This window comes from Paenibacillus sp. OV219, from assembly GCF_900110075.1.
In the GTDB taxonomy this organism is placed as follows: domain Bacteria; phylum Bacillota; class Bacilli; order Paenibacillales; family Paenibacillaceae; genus Paenibacillus_Z.
In genome coordinates, this window is the sequence record NZ_FOCJ01000001.1 from 852,666 (window position 1) to 871,630 (window position 18,965).

The window sequence follows — 18,965 nt, forward strand, 5'->3', positions numbered from 1 at the left end:
GAGGATGCAAGTGAAACGTCATGTCACGACTTCTTTATTTTCAGTTCTCATTGCTGCAACGATGATTGTCCCTCTTAGCGCCTGCGGAAGCCGAGCCTTGCAGGACGAGCAACAGCAGACAACGCAAGCGGGTTCCGTGAAACAGCAGAACACGAACCAGCCGAGCTCTAGCGATACGAATTCAGAACAGGCTGCCGCGAATGAAGAGAAGGATCCACCGAAGCCGGAGGTAAAGAAGGAGCAAATTTCGCTCTACTATACCGATGACGAAATGCTAGACTTGCATGAGCAGAAAGCCGAGATTGAATACACCGACAGTAAACAGAAGCTGGAAGCGGCTTTCGCTGCCTTGAAGAAAGACGATGCAAAAGGCGAGCCTTCGCTTTGGAAACATGCCGAGCTTCGGAGTGTGAAGCAGGAAGGCGCTGCTATTACACTAGATCTACATCTGCCTGATGAAGCGAGGCTCGGAGCTCCTGGTGAAATGCTCGCGTTAGAAGCGATTGAGAAGACGTACTTCCAATTCCAAGATATCACTTCCATTGACCTGCTAGTCGACGGTGATTCTGTGGACAGTCTCATGGGTCATATGGATTTGGATCATCCAATTACTAAACAATAGAAGGAGCTTACAGACATGCCGCAACAGAAGAAATGGGTCAAAGCAGTATCGTCGATTATGGTGTTCTCACTGCTCACAGGTTTCTCAGCAGTAGGCAGCACGCTTGCACATGCAGAAGCTTCTTCAGTCGTTACTAAATTTAGCGATGTACCTTCCGGCCACTGGGCTGAGAAGCATATCGCGAAGCTCGCCATGCAAGGAATCATTAAAGGAACGAATGGAGCGTTCAAGCCAGCTGATAATGTGTCGCAGCAGGAAGCAGTAGCGCTTGCGATCCGCTTCATTGGTAAAGAGCAAGAGGTAAAGACAGATGAAGCTATCGTCTTCCCGGAAAATTTTGAAGTCAGCACTTATTTCAAACCTTATATTATTCTCGCATTCCAGCTGGGCTTACTCGACCAAACCGAAGAATTCAAGCAAGCGGAAGCGGAATCTACTTCACAGTGGGGCCTCAAGAAAGCGTCACGTGAATGGATTACGAAGCTGATTGTAAAAGCAATTGAGAAGCAGAAGACAGCGGACGAGCTAGCTTCATCGCCGGTTTCATTCAAAGATGCGAGTAAAATTGACGATGGCTATGCGGGATATATCAATGCAGCCGTTTCACTGGGACTCATTAAAGGAATGACAGCAGATACGTTTGATCCACAGGGCTTCATTACACGCGCATCTATCGCAACGATCTTTAGCAGAGCGGAAGTACAATTCCCTGTGAGCTACATCGGTCAATACACAGCGATTCTGACTAGCGCTAACGCAAGCGCTCTCCATCTGTTCGCAAACGACAAGGACTCGACGCTTGATTTGACGCCAGATACCTATGTCTATCGCTTCGATTCCGAGAAGCTGGCGACAGTAAGTCAATTAACTCCGAATACGAAGCTGCTCGTCATCGCTGACGGCACTAAGCCGCTGTACGTAGAACAGCTGGATGATAAGGCACAAGTGGCAACAGTGTCAGGTACAGTAGACCGCCTACTGCCGAACGATAACAAGATTTGGATTTGGTCTAACGATGAGCCGATTCCGATTACATACAACAGTGCAACGAAAGTGACAGACGGTTCGGGCAATGCCGTTGCGGTATCCAGCTTAACCGCCGACAGTCAGGTTGAAGTTACGCAAGATACGTACCGGGCGAAGCCAATTGCAATTGCAATTAAAGTGAAATCAGCACCAGTTAATAAAACAGGACAAGGCACGATTGGTGCTATTTCGTCGTCGCAGCTTACGATTCAAGACAATGACTCTGATACGACTTCGATGTATCAAGCAGCTCCGCAAGTCGATGTTATCTGGCAAGGTCAAATTTTGGATGGCGGTCTATCGGCTCTGCGTGTTGGCGATGTCGTCACGTATGAAGTGAAAAATTCGCTTATTACGAAAGTGACCATTCTTAAAACATCTGCAAAGCTCGTTCGCGGTGAGTTCTATACGGTGAGCAGCGATGGCAAAATCATTTCTTACATCAGCACAAACGGTTCTGGCAAGCCGGAAGCGAAGTTCGTTTCCGCAAGCGTTGATGTGACAATTGACGGGCTATCAGACACTACAATTTCGGATCTCGTAAAAGGCGATGTGCTCGACATTACGCTCAATGATCAGGACGAGGTCGTTGCGATAAAAGTTGTAAACCGTAAAGTGGAAGTGCTTGGCGGTGCAACCGTAGTTAGTTATGATGCGGATTTGAAAGCTTTATTGTTAAAATCTTCTACAGGGGCACTCGTTTCTGTGTATCTGTCAGACGAAACAAGGTTCGAAACGAACGGCACGCCGCTTACATTAAGTGCAGCCAGCACGCTATTTGTTAAGAATAAGAAGCTAACCATTGGATACACAAATGATAAAGCGATATTTATCCAGTTCGTATACAAATACAGCGGTACAGCTACAAGCATTAATACCAGCTTGAAGCAAGTCACGCTTGCCCAGTCGAACGGTCTTACCGTGACGTTGCCAATGGATACGGTAAGCTCCGTAGAAATTAACGGCAAAGTAGCGGCAACCTTGTCGGATGTCACGGCAGGCGATACGGTTACTGCTGTCTTGAATGCGAACCAGGACAAAATCATTTTGCTGCAAGTGCATACAACGAAGCAAGCTCAGGTGACTGCTGTTGATACAGCCGGCAAAAAACTCATCTTGAAATCAAGCGACGGTATTGTATATAACATCGGAACAACAGCGCTCGATATGACCAATGAGGCTGGAGATAAGCTGACGCTGGCAAGCTTCAAGGCCGGACAGACTGTGAACTTGAATTACGTCGGTGCTACCATTGCGTCAGTGAAAATTGTGAATGTGACGACTGGCCGAGTTACAGCAGTTACGACCGATCGTGTATCGGTGGTGGACTACAGCGGCAATGCTGTAGATGTTCAGCTTGGCACAGGCTTCTCCGTTCTGAAGAACGGTTCGACAAGCAGCAGCACATCTGTACTCGCTGTCGGTGACCGCGTTGAAGTGAAGAAGAATGTGAAGGGTAATGTAGTCGTCACTGCTTACAGCGGAATAAGCAAAACATTCTGGAAGTATAACGCGACTAACGGAGAATTATCTGTTAAACGAGCGACATTGGATGATGCCAACACGTATACGGTGACGGCTGCAACGAAGGTGATGCAGGCTGGTTCTGTCATCCCAATCTCCCAGTTGGTGGACGGCGATTCGATTATGCTCTATGTTTATCAGAACACAATCATTGAGATTGAGAAGCTATAATATCGTTCAACCAAGTCCTGGCTCAAAGGCCAGGACTTCTTTTTTTCAATTCTGTGAAAACAGGTACAAAATAGAACTTCTTTGGCTTGTTGACGCGTGTTAGCGGTTGATTAATGCGACATTATTCGCTACACTTTAGGGCAATGGTCTAAATAGGAGTGAGTAATCGGTTGAAGGCGAAAGAGAAGATGGATCATTTTTTGCATGTCATTGGCGAGATGTTTCCGGATGCCCATTGTGAACTCAATCACCGCAATCCGTTCGAGCTTACGATCGCTGTCCTATTGTCCGCCCAGTGTACGGATGAAACAGTCAACAAAGTAACGGTAGATCTGTTTCAGAAATATCAGACGCCGGCGGATTATTTGTCCGTGCCGCTCGAAGAGCTACAGAATGACATAAAGCGAATAGGTCTATTCCGCAATAAAGCGCTGTTCATCCAGAAATTGTGCCAGATTTTAATTGATGAGCATGATGGCGAAGTGCCAGAGAAGCATGAGCAGCTGACTAAGCTGCCTGGTGTCGGGCGCAAAACAGCAAATGTCGTTGTTTCCAATGCGTTTGGCGTACCAGCGATTGCAGTAGATACACATGTCGAGCGTGTTTCTAAGCGACTTGGATTCGCTAAGAGCGATGATAGCGTGCTTGAAGTCGAGAAGAAATTGATGAAGCTTATTCCGCGCGAGCTTTGGACGGAGACGCATCATCGGCTTATTTTCTTCGGTCGGTATCACTGCAAAGCTCAGAATCCGCAATGCGAGGTCTGTCCGGTGGCAGAACATTGCAAAGAAGGCAAAGGACGTATGAAACTTGCCTTAAACCGAAAAGCTAAGTAGAGTTTGCGGATCACCACAACTAACTAATTAAATGAGAAGGATGATTGAACAATGAAATGCATCTCCGTATACACGAAAGATTTTGCTCTATTCTCTGACATTTACGAGCAAATTATGGAGTCACCTCCAGCTGAGAATGAAGAAATTATTGTGGAAGGCGTTACAGTAAGCGGCGCAGGCGACGTGCCTGATCAATATATTGAACGTATGAGATTGAAACCGGAATGTGTCGTCATGAAGGAGAAAGAGCGTAACATTACGATTCTCCAGCACGGTGAAGTGTTTGAAATTTGCGTGCCAGCCGTTCAATTGGTATAAGAGTAGAAGTGTAATTGATTAGTAGGGCAAAGCGAAAGGGTCACAGGGAATGAAGCTAAGTTCGAGCGGTGATGGAAAATGCCGCCCTAGAGCAAAGGTTTGTTCTTCTTGTGGTCCTTTTGTTCACATCAAAGAATTTATATGTTTTACTTGTATGAAATTCTATAATGTCACCGAGAAACGTAAGCTTTTGCCGTAATGACGGTCGACAGCCGTTTACACTTGCATTATGCTGTATAATGACATGATCAATGGGATGAAGATAGGGAGAGAGAGAGAAATGAGCCAAACGATTGAGAAAGCCGCTCATTCGCTAGATAGTTCGCTTGCTGAGATAGCGCCGATTATGGCAGAGCAAGGGGATAAAGCGGATGCGGCAAGACTGCTGGAGCTGCGAGAAAAGCTGGGGAACGGTCAGTTGACTGTCGCTTTCTGCGGGCATTTCTCAGCAGGGAAATCAACACTCGTCAATCGGCTGTGCGGCACTCAGTTGCTGCCATCGAGTCCGATTCCAACGAGCGCGAACGTCGTCAGCATCGTAAATGGTGATGCGAAAGCGACGATCAAGAAGCTGGTCGCGGGCGAAGAACAGACGATTGAAGTTCCGGTTGATCAAGTGAATGCGTATTGCAAGGACGGGGAAACGGTGCTATCCGTCAGCTTGTCCTATCCGATCCCGCGTCTTGGCACACATACGGTGCTGCTAGACACGCCGGGAATTGACTCAACTGACGACGCGCACCGGATGGCGACCGAATCGGCGCTCCATTTGGCAGACGTCGTTTTTTATGTGATGGATTATAACCATGTCCAATCGGAAATTAATTTCACGTTCGCGAAGCAATTGAAAGAGTGGGGAAAGCCGCTCTATTTGATCGTAAATCAAATTGACAAACATCGGGAGCGAGAGCTTTCATTTGAAGCATACAAGCAAAGTGTTGACGAAGCGTTCAGCAACTGGCACTTGGAGCCGAGTGGCATTATTTATCTGTCTCTGCGCGAGCCGAATCATCCACATTCGGAGTTGACAGCGCTTGAAGGCTTGTTTGAGTCGCTTGCTGCGATTCGCGGGCCGCTTGCGGTTGGCAGTGTTGACGCATCAGCTCGCTATGTCGTTCGAATGCATGGCAAGTATATGGAAGAAGCAACGGAGGCGGAGCGTGAGCGCCTCGTAGCTGAAGCAGGCGGTGAAGGCGAAGCAGATCGCCTTCGCGATGAAATCGCGGGGCTTGAAGAAGAACTGCGCGTATTTGCTGCGGAGAGCGAAGGGCTGAAGACGAAGCTGCGGCTTGAAATCCAGAGCATTCTAGATAATGCGAACATAACACCTGCTCCGACAAGGGACTTGGCGCACACTTTCCTTGAAAGTCGTAAGCCAGGCTTTAAAGCAGGGCTGCTATTCGCAGGCGCGAAGACAGCGGCGGAGCAGGAGCGTCGTTTGAATGCGTTCTTCGAGGATATCGACGATCGCGTTCGCGCCGGGATTGAGTGGCATGTCCTTGATGTGCTGCGCAAAGCCGCAGATGCGATCGGCTGGCGTGATGAGTCGCTTGAGCAAGAGCTAAAGAGCCAGTTCAGCGGCTTACTTATGCCAGAGCTCCTTGTGAAGCTTGTGAATACCGGAGCCGTGTTCGGCAATGAATATACGATGACATACAGCCGCGATTTAGCCGCGGAAGTGAAAGGGCTCTTCCGCAAGCGCGCGCTCGAATGGATCGATGCGCTTGCTAAACGTGCTGCAGCGGCTGGCGAAGCTGCCGCTGCGCCGCTTCGCGCGCGGCTTGCTGAGCTTGCGCAGCAAGCCGGCGCGCTCGCGCAGCTGGCCGCGCTCGAACATCGCGCGGCTGCGCATCTCGCGCGGCTGGCGGCGCTGCTGCCTCCGGCGCCGCCGCGCCCTGAGCTGCCGAAGCCGCAGACAGCGGCTCTCGGCAGCGGGGCGCTTCGCGCCCCTGGCGCAGTGCCAGCGGCGGACGGCGAAGCCGCCGCTGGCACTGGCGCAGCCGCGCTCGCCCGCGAAGCGGCAGCCGCGTCTGCGGCGGCGGACCTCGCCGCAGACGCAGACGCCGCGGCGCCGCACGCGCTCGCGCCGCAGCGCCAAGCCGCGGAGCGGCTAACGCGCGCCGCCGAATTGCTGGCGGCGCAGCCATCGCTTGCCACGACAGTCGCCGGCATGCGCGACAAAGCTGAGCGGCTGCGCAGCAGCCGCTTCACGATCGCGCTGTTCGGCGCGTTCAGCGCGGGCAAATCGTCGCTCGCGAATGCGCTGCTTGGAGATGCCGTACTACCAGTGTCGCCGAACCCGACGACGGCGGCGGTTAACCGGATCGTAGCACCTACGGAGGCACATCCGCATGGCACGGCAACCGTGCTTATGAAATCTCGCCAAGCGATGCTCGATGACCTGCGCTATTCGCTAGAGTTGCTTGGCGAAGATGCACAATCACTTAGCGATGCTGCTCTGCTGCAAGCGATTGTGAAGCTGACGCCGGATGCCGTGCATGCTGGCGGTAGACCACATTACAGCTTCCTGAAGGCGGCTGCCAAGGGCTGGGCTGCGCATGAAGCACTGCTCGGTCAGCAGTTAGCTGTCAGCGGAGAAGAGTACCGCAGCTATGTAGCGGATGAGTCTCGTTCCTGCTACGTCAGCGAGATTGAGCTTCATCATCGCAATCCGCTCACCGCGCAAGGCATTGTCCTTGTTGATACGCCAGGGGCGGATTCGGTCAATGCCCGGCATACGGGCGTTGCGTTCAACTACATTAAGAATGCAGATGCGATTCTGTTCGTGACTTACTATAACCACGCGTTCTCGCAAGCGGACCGCCAGTTCCTTATGCAACTGGGCCGTGTGAAGGACCAATTCGAACTTGATAAAATGTTCTTTATCGTCAATGCGGCTGACCTCGCTGCAAGCGAGCAGGAACGCGACGATGTGCTTACGCACGTAGAGCGCAACCTGCAGCAGCATGGCATTCGCTTCCCGCGGATGTTCCCGGTATCCAGCCTGGATGCGCTGGATGGCAAGCAGAGCGGCAATGCGGCGCTCGTTGCCTCATCCGGCATTAGCGCTTTCGAAGATTCATTCCTCAGCTTCACGCAGAATGATCTCGGCGCCCTTGCGGTAGGCTCAGCCGAGCAAGAGCTTGAGCGCGCTCGCCGTACAATTGCGAACTGGCTTGAAGCTGCTTCTGGCGATGCTCTCTCTCGTGAGCAGGCACGTGCTGCGCTGCAAGCAAGCGCAGACGAAGCCCGCGCATTGGCAGCGGCAATTGCCGAATCGCCGAACAATCAGCAGCTGCAGCAGGAGCTGAAGGAACTTCTCTTCTACGTACTACAACGTGTGCAGCTTCGTTTCGGTGACCATTACAACTTCGCCTTCAACCCTTCTGTCCTGCAAGACGATGGCCGGGATTTGAAGAAAGCAATGCTCACTTGCTGGCTTGAGCTGCAGCGTTTGCTGCAAATTGAGCTTGCGCAGGAACTTGAAGCGACATCGCTTCGTCTCGATAATGCGCTGAATAAGCTTGCAGCTAAGAAAGCTGCGGATACGGCGGAAGAATCGGCACAGCTGCTTCCTGGCTTCTCGCCTTCCGGCTTTAAGCCGCTTGAGATTGCGACGCCAGAGGAGCGCATGGCTTGGCAAGCAAGGAACATCGACATGAAGCTGCTCTGGAGTAAGTTCAAGTCACCGCGCCATTTCTTCGAAGGTGAAGGCAAGGCAGCGCTTCGTTCCTTGCTAGAGAACGAGCTTGCGGCGCCTCTGCAAAGCTGGATTAGTGAAGCAGAAGCCGACTGGAGCGAGCGATATGCGCAGCTGTGGCAGCAGGCAATGAATAGCTGCGAGTCAGCGCTGCAGCAGGACATTAGCTCCTTCAGTGAAGGCAAGCTGAGCTCGATGTCGGACAATGCGAACCTGGAAGCGCTGCGCAGCGTCTATGCTGAATTGCTAGCCATATAACGCTATTTATCTTTGCAGCATCTAAGCTGAATTGCTAACAATAAAACGCTTTTTAATTCTTTATAGCGTCTAAGCAGAACTGCTAGCAATATAACGTTTTTTACTGTTCTTCACAGTTCTTAATTGCTCTTCACAGTTCTTTACTGTTCTTTACTGTTCTTTACAGTTCTAAATTACTTTTAACTATTTTTATCTGTTCATTACTGTATAAATAAACAAAAAGAAGCTTATACACGAAAGTGCATCATTCGTGTATAAGCTTCTTTATTTTTATATGATGAAATCATGCAAAAACGCGGGCAAATGTGCAAAAACGGAGCATTACGGACCTTTGTAGGGTGATTTCAGACGATTTAGGAGAATACCCCCTTACTTTTGATCGAGATGGAAGAGAAAGCGAAAATTGTCAACTATATGCCCCTGCACTCTGTTTGCCGTACCGGACTCATGCTGTTAATATTCACTCATATTCATAAAAAAAGGCAAAAACGCTGTAGGGAGTGGGTTACCCATTGGACGTCTTTAGGCAACTAAAAGAGTTTTATTGGGTCGAACGGAAGAACCTGTTTGCTTCAATCTTCTGTTTGATCTGTGCCACCGCGCTGGGGCTTGTGTATCCGAATTTGCTCAGAATTCTGATCGACGACGTCATCAAGCCAAGAGATTTTAAGCTCGTGCCAGCACTTTCTCTAACCGTAGTAGGGGTCGTAACACTTAAAGGCTGTCTACAATTCTTGAGCGGTCTCTTCGGCGGACGGCTCGGAAACAGGGTCGCGTTCCGACTGCGCAACGCATGTTACACGAAGTTGCAATCGCTATCTTTCCAGTACTATGACACGGCGAAGACCGGTGACTTGATGTCTCGTCTTACAGCTGATCTGGAAGCAGTCCGTAACTTCATCGCCTTCGGCTTTGCGCAAATTTTCAACATGGTACTTATGGTTGTCTTCGGAGCATCAATGATGTTCTCGATTCATTGGCAGCTAACGCTCATTACGCTTATTACGATGCCAGTTCTCGTACTCGTCGCGTTGAAGTTCGAGAAGCTTATTCATCCGGCATTCCGCGAAATGCGCCAAGCGATGAGCCATCTGACGACGGCTGTTCAGGAGAACATTACTGGCGTTCGTACCGTAAAGTCTTTCGCCCGTGAATCGTTCGAGATGGATAAGTTTTCGACTCGCAGCGACTCGTACAAACAGAATCAGATCGCTGCTTCGGGACTTTGGGGCAAGTATTTTCCGGTTATGGAGCTCCTCTCCTCGCTGTGTGCGGTCATCCTGCTCGTAGCAGGCGGTACGCTCGTTATCCGGGAATCCATTACGCTTGGGCAAATGGTCGCGTTTTTCAGTATGTTGTGGTACATCATCGGACCGATGTGGTCGATGGGCTTCCTCATCAACAACTTTACGCAATCCAAAGCATCCGGCGAACGTCTAATTGAGCTATTGAACGAGTATGTACATGTGAAAGATGTAGAATCGTCAATCGTCCTGGATGACAAGAACGTTAATGGACATGTCGAATTTCGTGACGTCACATTTAACTTCGCGGACAAAGCGGCTGCAATTACGAACGTCAACCTGGATGCGAAGCCGGGCATGGTTATCGGTCTGCTTGGGGCTACAGGTTCAGGCAAATCGACCATTATTCAGCTGCTCATGCGTGCTTATAATGTGAAGACTGGCTCGATTACGCTCGATGGTACGGATATCCGCGACATCTCGATTGAAAGCTTACGTTCGCAGATCGCCACTGTCTTCCAAGAGACATTCCTGTTCTCTTGCTCCATCCGGGACAACATCGCTTACGCAATGAAGAATGTAAGCATGGACGACATCATCAAAGCGGCGAAGCTTGCGAAAGCGCATGACTTTATTATGGAATTGCCTGAAGGCTACGACACGATTGTCGGCGAACGGGGAATGGGACTCTCAGGCGGTCAGAAGCAGCGGATCGCGATTGCGCGTGCTCTGATCAAAAACCCGCGCATCCTCATTCTCGATGATGCGACGAGCGCTGTTGATATGGAGACGGAGCATGAAATTCAAGCCGGCTTCAGTGAGCTTATGGCGGGACGCACAACGTTCATTATTGCGCACCGGATCTCATCGCTGCGTCACGCTAACGAAATTATCGTCCTTGATAAAGGAAATGTTGTGCAGCGAGGTCAGCATGAGCAGCTGATCGCGCAAGAAGGACCGTATCTGGATACGTACAACATTCAATATGCAGACCGTCCTAGCACTGCTAATCCGAATTTGCAAGTAGAAAGAAGGGTCGCACAGTGAGTGAGCAGCAGCAGCAGAAAGGGCAGCCGCGCGCGAGCCATGAACGGTTTATCTATAAGGATGACGAGGCGATTGAGAAACCGTTTAACTGGGCTCAGGTAGCAAGGCTGTTCACCTATATGAAGCCATACCGCAAGCAATTGCTGCCGGTCATCATCATTACGATGGTGCTCGGCACGCTAACGCGGCTCGCAATTCCAGCCATTATTATTATGGCGATCGACCAAGCGATTCAGCCGAAGAACGGAGATACGAGTCTTTCGAAGCTGTATTTGTATGCTGGTTTGATGTTTGCTCTGTATATTATTCAATGGGCAGCTAACACGTACCGGATTAAGTATACGAATATAATTGGGCAGCAGGTCATTTATGATCTGCGGGCAGATTTGTTCAAACATATTCAGAAGTTATCGTTCCGTTTCTTCGATAAACGTCCGGCAGGCTCTGTTCTCGTTCGTGTAACAAACGATGTTAACGCGCTGCAGGATCTGTTTACGAACGGTGTCGTCAACTTGCTGATGGATTGTGTTCAGCTTGTCGGTATCGTCATCATCCTGCTTCTCTGGAACTGGAAGCTTGGTCTTGCGATTATGATTACCGTTCCGCTTATGTTCGTCATCTCGACGAAACTTCGCAAACGGATCCGCTTTGCATGGCAGGACGTGCGGATGAAGCAATCGAGGATTAACGCCCATCTGAACGAGAGTATTCAAGGGATGCGCGTAACCCAAGCCTATACGCAGGAGAAAGCGAATTTCAGCTTCTTCACGAGCGTTAATGGTACGAATATTAAAGCGTGGAATAAAGCTTCGGCGATGAACCAAATGTTCGGTCCAATTATAGAAGTTACGTCAGCAGTCGGTACGCTTATTCTGTTCTGGTACGGCGCACATCTCATCGAAGCCGACGAGATTACAGTCGGTGTGCTGGTCGGTTTCGCGAACTATGTGGGCAACTTCTGGGACCCAATCAACCGTCTGGGTCAAATGTACGCTCAGCTGCTCATTGCAATGGCATCCTCCGAGCGGATCTTTGAATTTATTGATGAGGAGCCGACGGTGGGCGAGCTTGAAGACGCGGCAGAGCTTCCGCGGATTCGCGGGGACGTGTCCTTCGATTCGATCATCTTCGAGTATGAGAAGGGGCGGCCGGCGCTTCGCGGCATCAGTCTTGATGTGCAGGCAGGCCAGACAATCGCACTTGTCGGCCACACCGGCTCCGGCAAGAGTACGATTATGAACCTGCTCTGCCGGTTCTACGATCCGGTTCAAGGTGCTGTGCGCATCGACGGTATCGACATTCGTAACGTAAGCATCGAGAGCTTGCGCTCACAGGTCGGCGTCGTGCTGCAGGATACGTTTATTTTCTCAGGTACGATTCGTGAAAATATTCGATTCGGGCGGCTTGGTGCAACAGATGATGAAATTGTGAAAGCAGCAACGGCAGTCGATGCACATGATTTCATCATGAGCTTGCCAGATGGTTACGACACCGAGGTGCAGGAGCGCGGCAACAGCCTCTCGATGGGGCAGCGTCAGCTCTTATCCTTTGCACGCGCATTGCTTGCAGATCCTCGGGTACTCATTCTCGATGAAGCGACAGCGAGTATCGATACGGAGACGGAGCTGAAGATTCAGGAAGCGCTAAAGAAGCTGTTGAAGGGCCGTACGTCCTTCATTGTGGCTCATCGCCTATCTACAATCCGTAATGCAGACCGCATCGTCGTGCTCGATCACGGTCAAATTGTTGAGCAAGGCAGCCATGATGAGCTGATTCGCCAGCAGGGCACCTATAATGGGCTCATCGAAGCGCAGTACCGCTTTTTATCGGCATAATTCTTGATTTTTCGCGAGAGAACCTCCACAATGGAAGAAAACATTCTTCCGGGAGGTTCTTTCCTTTTATGTATGGATCACCGCTATCTTCTAACGCTCGCAAGATTATGCTGCTTGGCTCCGGTGAGCTCGGCAAGGAAGTAGTTATTGAAGCGCAGCGCCTCGGCATCGAGACAATCGCTGTAGATCGATACGACAATGCGCCTGCGATGCAGGTTGCGCACCGTTCTTATGTCATCGACATGCTTGATTCAACTGCGCTCCGCGACCTCATTGAGAAGGAGAAACCGGATTTTATCGTTCCAGAGATCGAAGCGATCGCGACAAGTGCGCTTGTCGAGCTGGAGCAAGAAGGCTTCCGTGTCATTCCGACTGCACGTGCTGCGCTGCTCACGATGGACCGCGAAGGTATTCGTCGTCTCGCTGCTGAGACGTTGCAGCTGCCAACAGCTCCATACCGTTTCGCAGATACGCTTGAGGAGCTTAAAGCTGCCGTTGCGGAGCTCGGCACGCCATGCGTCATTAAGCCGATTATGAGCTCGTCCGGTAAAGGGCAGAGCGTCTGCAAGACGGAGGCTGATACAGAGAGCTGCTGGCAATATGCGATGGATGGCGGACGTGCCAAGAAACAACGCGTAATCGTCGAAGGCTTTATTCATTTTGACTCGGAAATTACGCTGTTGACCGTTCGCTCATCATCCGGCACGACGTTCTGTGCGCCGATTGGACATGTGCAGAAGGACGGCGATTACATCGAATCGTGGCAGCCGCATGAGATGACGCAGCAGCAAATCGAAGAAGCGCAGACTATTGCTCGCGCTGTGACGGACGAGCTGGGCGGTTATGGTATCTATGGCGTGGAGCTGTTCCTGACAAAGGAAGGCGTACTGTTCAGTGAAGTATCCCCGCGTCCGCATGATACAGGCATGGTTACGATGGTGACGCAGGATCTGTCTGAATTTGCGTTGCACGCGCGTGCGATTCTTGGCTTCCCAGTACCGACAATTCGCCTATTGACGCCTGGCGCGACGTATACGCTCAAGGCGGACCGCGATTCCGAGAACTTCCGTATTGGCGGTTTAAACGAGGCGCTTGCGCTGCCTAATACACAAGTGCGCGTCTTCGGCAAGCCGGTGACGAAGCCGGGCCGCCGAATGGCGGTAGCGATGAGCTCTGCGGGTTCCTGCGATGAAGCACGAAAGCTGGCGAAGAAAGCGGCTGAGCAGCTGAGCATTTCCTACGAATAATGGCTTGAAGAGGGCTGGCGCTGAGGCGCTGGCTCTTTTGTTTCTACTCGTACGACTTTTATAGCTGTTTCTCTGGTGAAATTTGCAAATTGATCCCGAAAGCATTACTTTAAAAAGAAAACGAGTTTTTTAACATTATTGAATTTGAAATTTTCAATTATACAATTTTCTATAATGTCTCTGCGAAACGTAAGCTTTTGCCGAAATGACGGCGACAGCCGTATACACTTGACGAATGATTAAGCTTGTAGAAAAAGAGAGAGGAGATGATGCCGCGATGACAAGGTCAACATCGAATGTACTATGGCGGTCGATTGGCATAAGTGCTTTAGTATCGACCGTCGTGCTGCTGGCCGGCTTCGGCTATGCCGTCAAGGATATGATTGCGCCTGTAGCATCTACATACGAGGGTGACCAAGCTGCCGAGCCTGCTCCGAGTAAACAGTCCTCATTAAGCCAAAGCAAACAGATCACAGTAGCTGCAATTGGCGACTCCTTGACGAAAGGGACGGGCGATTCAACAGGGCAAGGTTATGTGAAGCAGGTGGTCGGTTTGTTGAAGGCCAAATATCCGTCAATACCTGTCAAGCTTGGCAACAACTTGGCTCTGAACGGGCTACGCGCGGATCAGCTAGCGCATTTGCTTAACACGGATAAAGGCTATCGCTACGCGCTGCAGCAAGCGAATTTAATAATCTTCACGATAGGCGGCAATGACTTGTTTCAAATTGCGTCCGGTCAATCCTCGAATCAAGCGACAGGCGATATTAGCCTTGATCATGTGAAAGCTGAGCTGCCGAAAGGGATTGAACGATTTACGAAGGTTGTGGGGCTGCTGCATGACATTAATCCGAACGCGCAAGTCGTCTATGCCGGCCTTTATAATCCGTTCTTCGATCTTCAAGAATTGCGCGATGGCAGCCTGCAAGTACAGAAGTGGAATGAAGAAGCGTATGCCATTATGCATCAATATCCGAATATGACGATGGTTCCGACGTTTGATCTATTCGAGCGGACGATCGGTACCTATTTATCGAATGATCATTTTCATCCCAACCATGACGGTTATGGGCAAATCGCGGAGCGAATCGTACAATCGCTCGAATAGGAGAGCAAGCCTATGCGCACAAGTGCAGCAGCAACTGATGATGTCGTGCTTTCCGTTCAGGATGTGAAGAAGCGGATTAGCGGTAAAATGATTATTAAGAATGTTTCTTTCGACGTCAGACAGGGTGAGATCTTCGGCTTCCTCGGTCCGAACGGTTCGGGGAAGACAACGACGATCCGTATGCTCGTTGATCTTATTAAACCGACATCCGGCGTCATTCGCATATGCGGTCATGATGTGCAGCGAGACCCAGAGCAAGCGCTGAGAAATATTGGCTGTATCGTTGAAAATCCCGAGGTTTACAGCTATATGACCGGATGGGAGAACCTGGAGCATTTTGCCCGGATGCAAAAGGGTATTGATGAGAAGCGAATTGCTGAGGTTGTCGGTATCGTTAGCATGCAGCAGCGTATTCACGATAAAGTGAAGACTTACTCACTAGGTATGCGACAGCGCCTCGGCATCGCGCAGGCTCTGCTTGGGCGTCCGAAGCTGCTCATTCTCGATGAACCGACGAACGGGCTTGATCCGAAGGGAATTAAGGAGCTGCGCGAGTTCGTGCGAATGCTGGCGGATCAAGGGATGAGCTTGTTCATCTCCAGCCATTTGCTAAGCGAAATCCAGCTTATGTGCGACCGGGTTGCGATCATTAGTCATGGCGAGGTGCTGGCAGTCGGCACAGTCGACGAGCTGGTAGGTCAAGCGGGCAATTACGTGCTTTGGCAGTTCGATCAGTCGGAAGCCGGCAGACAGCTGCTGATCGGTGAGCCAGGATTGAAGATAATCGGCCATGACGAGCACCACATTGATGAGAACATTATTGCAGGCTTGACGGATCCTATTATTACGACGATGAATATAGACCGGATCGCCGCGATTGTTGAGAAGGCAGTCCACTCAGGCATCGGTGTCCTGTCAGTGCAGAAGGTTGCACCAACGCTGGAAGAGTTATTTTTGCAAATGACGGAGGGTGAAAGCATTGGATAGTCTGCTCCCGCTCATTCAGAATGAGACGCTCAAGGTATGGAAGAAGAAACGGTTTTTCGTAGTCGTTCTCGTGCTTCTCGTTCTTATTCCGATTTTTACGTATGCTCAAATGAAGATTGCGCAAACAAATCAGAAGAATTTCAACGATTGGCGCAATCAGCTCGTTCAACAAATTAATGAATACCAGAACATGCTCTCAAGCGACCGGATTCCGGAGGAGTGGAAGCGTCAACGTCGAATTGCGGTTCAGCAGCTCCAATACTATCTGGATCATGATGTCAATCCGAATTCGCCGAATGGCGTTACGTTCACGCGCAGCTTCATGTCGAATGCGGTAACGTTGTTCTATCCACTGCTCGTTCTTGCCGTTGCATCGGACCTTGTCTCGGGTGAACGGTCAACGGGGACGATCAAGATGTTGCTAACAAGACCTGTCCGAAGATGGAAGATCTTGTTTAGCAAGCTCATCGCGCTCACCTTTTATGTTTCTTTAACCGTTGTCGCGAGCGCCATTCTCTGTTATCTTATATCAGGCGCAGTATTTGGCTATGGCGGCTGGCAGATGCCAGTCTTCACTGGCTTCGTTATTAACGGCTCGAGCGTAGAAAGCACTTATGTGCATGCCGTACCGCAATGGCTCTTCGTGCTTATGGAAGGCGGACTCATCTGGGTATCGTCGATGACAGTCGCGATTCTGGCGCTGATGGTGTCCGTACTCGTTCGAAGCACAGCCGCAAGCATTGTAACGATGATGGCAGCGATTATCGCAGGGACGATTTTGTCGAGTATGTCCTCCTCCTGGGAGAGCGCTAAATATATTTTCGCGGTCAATTTGCAGCTTACCGACTATTTGGCAGGCTCTCCGCCACCGATACAAGGTATGACACTTTCTTTTTCACTGCTGATCCTTGCGATTTGGGCGGCTGCGGGACTGTTCGTCTCATTCCGTGTATTTACGAAACAGGACATCATGAATTAGAATTGCTTGAAGTGAAGAGCGAATGCGAGTAAGGCGTTAAAAGATAGCATGAAGATTATAGAGGAGGAGCCTATGACTGAGCAGATCAATCTGTTTACAGGCGAAACGAATTCGGCTGCTAGCAATTATGATGCAGACGACATTCAGGTGCTGGAAGGACTGACCGCAGTCCGCAAACGTCCCGGTATGTATATCGGCAGCACGAGCACATCCGGCCTGCATCATCTCGTCTGGGAGATTGTCGATAACGCGGTGGACGAGCATCTCGCGAAGTTCTGTTCCGCGATTGATGTGACGATACATAAAGACGGTTCGATTACCGTTCGCGATAACGGACGTGGCATTCCGACGGGGATGCATAAAACCGGCATTCCGACGCCTCAGGTTGTGTTTACGATGCTGCATGCAGGCGGTAAATTTGGCGGCAACGGATACAAGAAGTCCGGCGGACTTCACGGCGTTGGCGCTTCGGTAACGAACGCGCTTTCCGAGTGGCTGGAAGTTGAAATTTACCGAGATGGCAAAATCCATAAGCAACGCTTCGAATATTGGGTTGATGATAAAGGCAAGGAGCATGTCGGCGAGTCAGTGACAGGTCTTGAAGTCATCGGCAATACGAACCGTACGGGTACGAAGGTGACGTTCAAGCCGGACGTGCGTGTGTTCCACGGTAATATTTCGATCAACTATGATACGCTGTCCGAGCGCTTGCAAGAGATTGCTTTTCTGAACTCGGGCCTTAAAGTGACGGTGAATGACAGCCGCAGCGGCAAAGAGGATCAATTCCACTATGAAGGCGGCGCGAGCCAGTTTGTCCAGTTTCTGAACGAGGACAAAACGGTGCTTCACGATGTCATTCATTTTATTGGCGAGAAGGATGAAATTGAGTTGGAGGTTGCGCTTCAATATAACGATGGTTATACAGAAACGATGGCTTCCTTCGTTAACTCGATTCCAACGCGCGGCGGCGGTACGCATGAAACAGGCTTCAAGACAGCGTACACAAGAGTCATGAACGATTACGCGCGCAAGAACAGCCTCTTGAAGGAGAAAGAGAAGAATCTAGACGGTAACGATCTGCGCGAAGGCATGATGGCGGTTGTCAACGTTAAGATGGGTGAGGTTGAGTTCGTCGGACAGACGAAGGACCAGCTCGGCAGCGCTTCGGCGCGAAGTGTAGTTGATGCGATTGTTTCGGACAAAATGCAGGTGTTCCTCGAGGAGAACCCGCAAGTGGCGCAGATGCTGCTGAAGAAAGCCGTGCAAGCTTCGAAAGCTCGCGAAGCGGCGCGTAAAGCCCGCGATGAAATTCGCAGCGGCAGGAAGAAGAGTGAGAGCTCCAATCTCGGCGGCAAGCTAACGCCTGCGCAGTCGAAGGACGTTACGCGCACGGAGTTGTTTATTGTAGAGGGAGACTCTGCGGGCGGTTCGGCGAAGCAAGGCCGCGATTCGAAGTATCAGGCGATTCTGCCGCTAAAGGGCAAGCCGATGAATCCGGAGAAGGCGAAGCTGCTTGATATATTGAAAAACGATGAATATAAGGCGGTTATCGCAGCAATCGGAGCCGGTATTGGCCCAGAATTTGATGCGGAATCGTGTAACTATAGCAAAATCATCATTATGACTGATGCGGATACGGACGGTGCGCATATTCAAGTGCTGCTTCTGACTTTCTTCTACCGCTACATGAAGCCGCTGATCGATCTAGGACGTGTCTTCATCGCACAGCCGCCGCTTTATAAGATTACTCGTAAATCCGGCAAGCTGGAAACGGTACGTTACGCTTGGACCGATGAGCAGCTGCAAAACTACTTGAAGGAGTTCGGCAAAAACTTCGAGCTTCAGCGGTACAAAGGACTTGGCGAGATGAATCCAGAGCAGCTGTGGGAGACGACGATGAACTCGGAGACGCGTACGCTACTGCAGGTTCAGATCGAGGATGCCGCGAAAGCGGAACGCCGCGTATCGACGCTTATGGGCGATAAGGTTGACCCACGTAAGCGCTGGATCGTGGAGAACGTTGATTTCACTGAATATGTAGAGTAGATTCACAAAAACTTTTT

12 protein-coding genes are annotated in these 18,965 nt (G+C 50.5%); all 12 read left to right on the forward strand.

Annotation, left to right across the window (positions count from 1 at the left end; all coding sequences use genetic code 11):
* The first annotated feature begins 10 nt into the window (after positions 1–10).
* Positions 11–622, forward strand: coding sequence for a GerMN domain-containing protein (locus BMY11_RS03750; protein WP_177182477.1), 612 nt, complete (start codon positions 11–13; stop codon positions 620–622).
* A 15-nt stretch (positions 623–637) separates the two neighbouring features.
* Entirely contained in the window at positions 638–3,343 is a 2,706-nt protein-coding gene (locus BMY11_RS03755; RefSeq protein WP_090573106.1) for an S-layer homology domain-containing protein, read from the forward strand.
* Positions 3,344–3,531: 188 nt separating this feature from the next.
* Positions 3,532–4,179: an endonuclease III gene (gene nth, locus BMY11_RS03760; RefSeq protein ID WP_090573519.1), complete on the forward strand. Its 648-nt coding sequence runs from the start codon at positions 3,532–3,534 to the stop codon at positions 4,177–4,179.
* Between the two features lie 51 nt (positions 4,180–4,230).
* Positions 4,231–4,497: an NAD/NADP transhydrogenase alpha subunit gene (locus BMY11_RS03765; RefSeq protein WP_090573107.1), complete on the forward strand. Its 267-nt coding sequence runs from the start codon at positions 4,231–4,233 to the stop codon at positions 4,495–4,497.
* A 280-nt stretch (positions 4,498–4,777) separates the two neighbouring features.
* Positions 4,778–8,455 (forward strand): dynamin family protein, encoded by a 3,678-nt coding sequence (locus tag BMY11_RS03770; RefSeq protein ID WP_090573108.1) that lies wholly within the window; start codon positions 4,778–4,780, stop codon positions 8,453–8,455.
* 512 nt (positions 8,456–8,967) lie between these two features.
* Entirely contained in the window at positions 8,968–10,746 is a 1,779-nt protein-coding gene (locus tag BMY11_RS03775) for an ABC transporter ATP-binding protein (protein ID WP_090573109.1), read from the forward strand.
* A complete protein-coding gene (locus BMY11_RS03780) occupies positions 10,743–12,581 on the forward strand; it encodes an ABC transporter ATP-binding protein (protein ID WP_090573110.1) in 1,839 nt (612 codons plus the stop codon). The genes BMY11_RS03775 and BMY11_RS03780 overlap by 4 nt, the downstream gene beginning before the upstream one ends.
* 68 nt (positions 12,582–12,649) lie before the next feature.
* Positions 12,650–13,828 carry a formate-dependent phosphoribosylglycinamide formyltransferase gene (purT, locus tag BMY11_RS03785; protein ID WP_090573111.1) on the forward strand — a complete coding sequence of 393 codons (1,179 nt, stop codon included), beginning with the start codon at positions 12,650–12,652 and terminating at the stop codon, positions 13,826–13,828.
* A gap of 277 nt (positions 13,829–14,105) precedes the next feature.
* Positions 14,106–14,936, forward strand: coding sequence for a GDSL-type esterase/lipase family protein (locus BMY11_RS03790; RefSeq protein WP_090573112.1), 831 nt, complete (start codon positions 14,106–14,108; stop codon positions 14,934–14,936).
* Positions 14,937–14,948: 12 nt separating this feature from the next.
* The gene (locus BMY11_RS03795) at positions 14,949–15,923 is read left to right on the forward strand and encodes an ABC transporter ATP-binding protein (RefSeq protein ID WP_090573113.1); all 975 of its coding nucleotides are present in this window, start codon (positions 14,949–14,951) and stop codon (positions 15,921–15,923) included.
* On the forward strand, positions 15,916–16,902 hold the full coding sequence (locus tag BMY11_RS03800) for an ABC transporter permease (RefSeq protein WP_090573114.1): 987 nt from the start codon (positions 15,916–15,918) through the stop codon (positions 16,900–16,902). The genes BMY11_RS03795 and BMY11_RS03800 overlap by 8 nt, the downstream gene beginning before the upstream one ends.
* A gap of 72 nt (positions 16,903–16,974) precedes the next feature.
* Positions 16,975–18,948 (forward strand): DNA topoisomerase IV subunit B, encoded by a 1,974-nt coding sequence (gene parE, locus BMY11_RS03805; RefSeq protein ID WP_090573115.1) that lies wholly within the window; start codon positions 16,975–16,977, stop codon positions 18,946–18,948.
* Positions 18,949–18,965 lie beyond the last annotated feature (17 nt).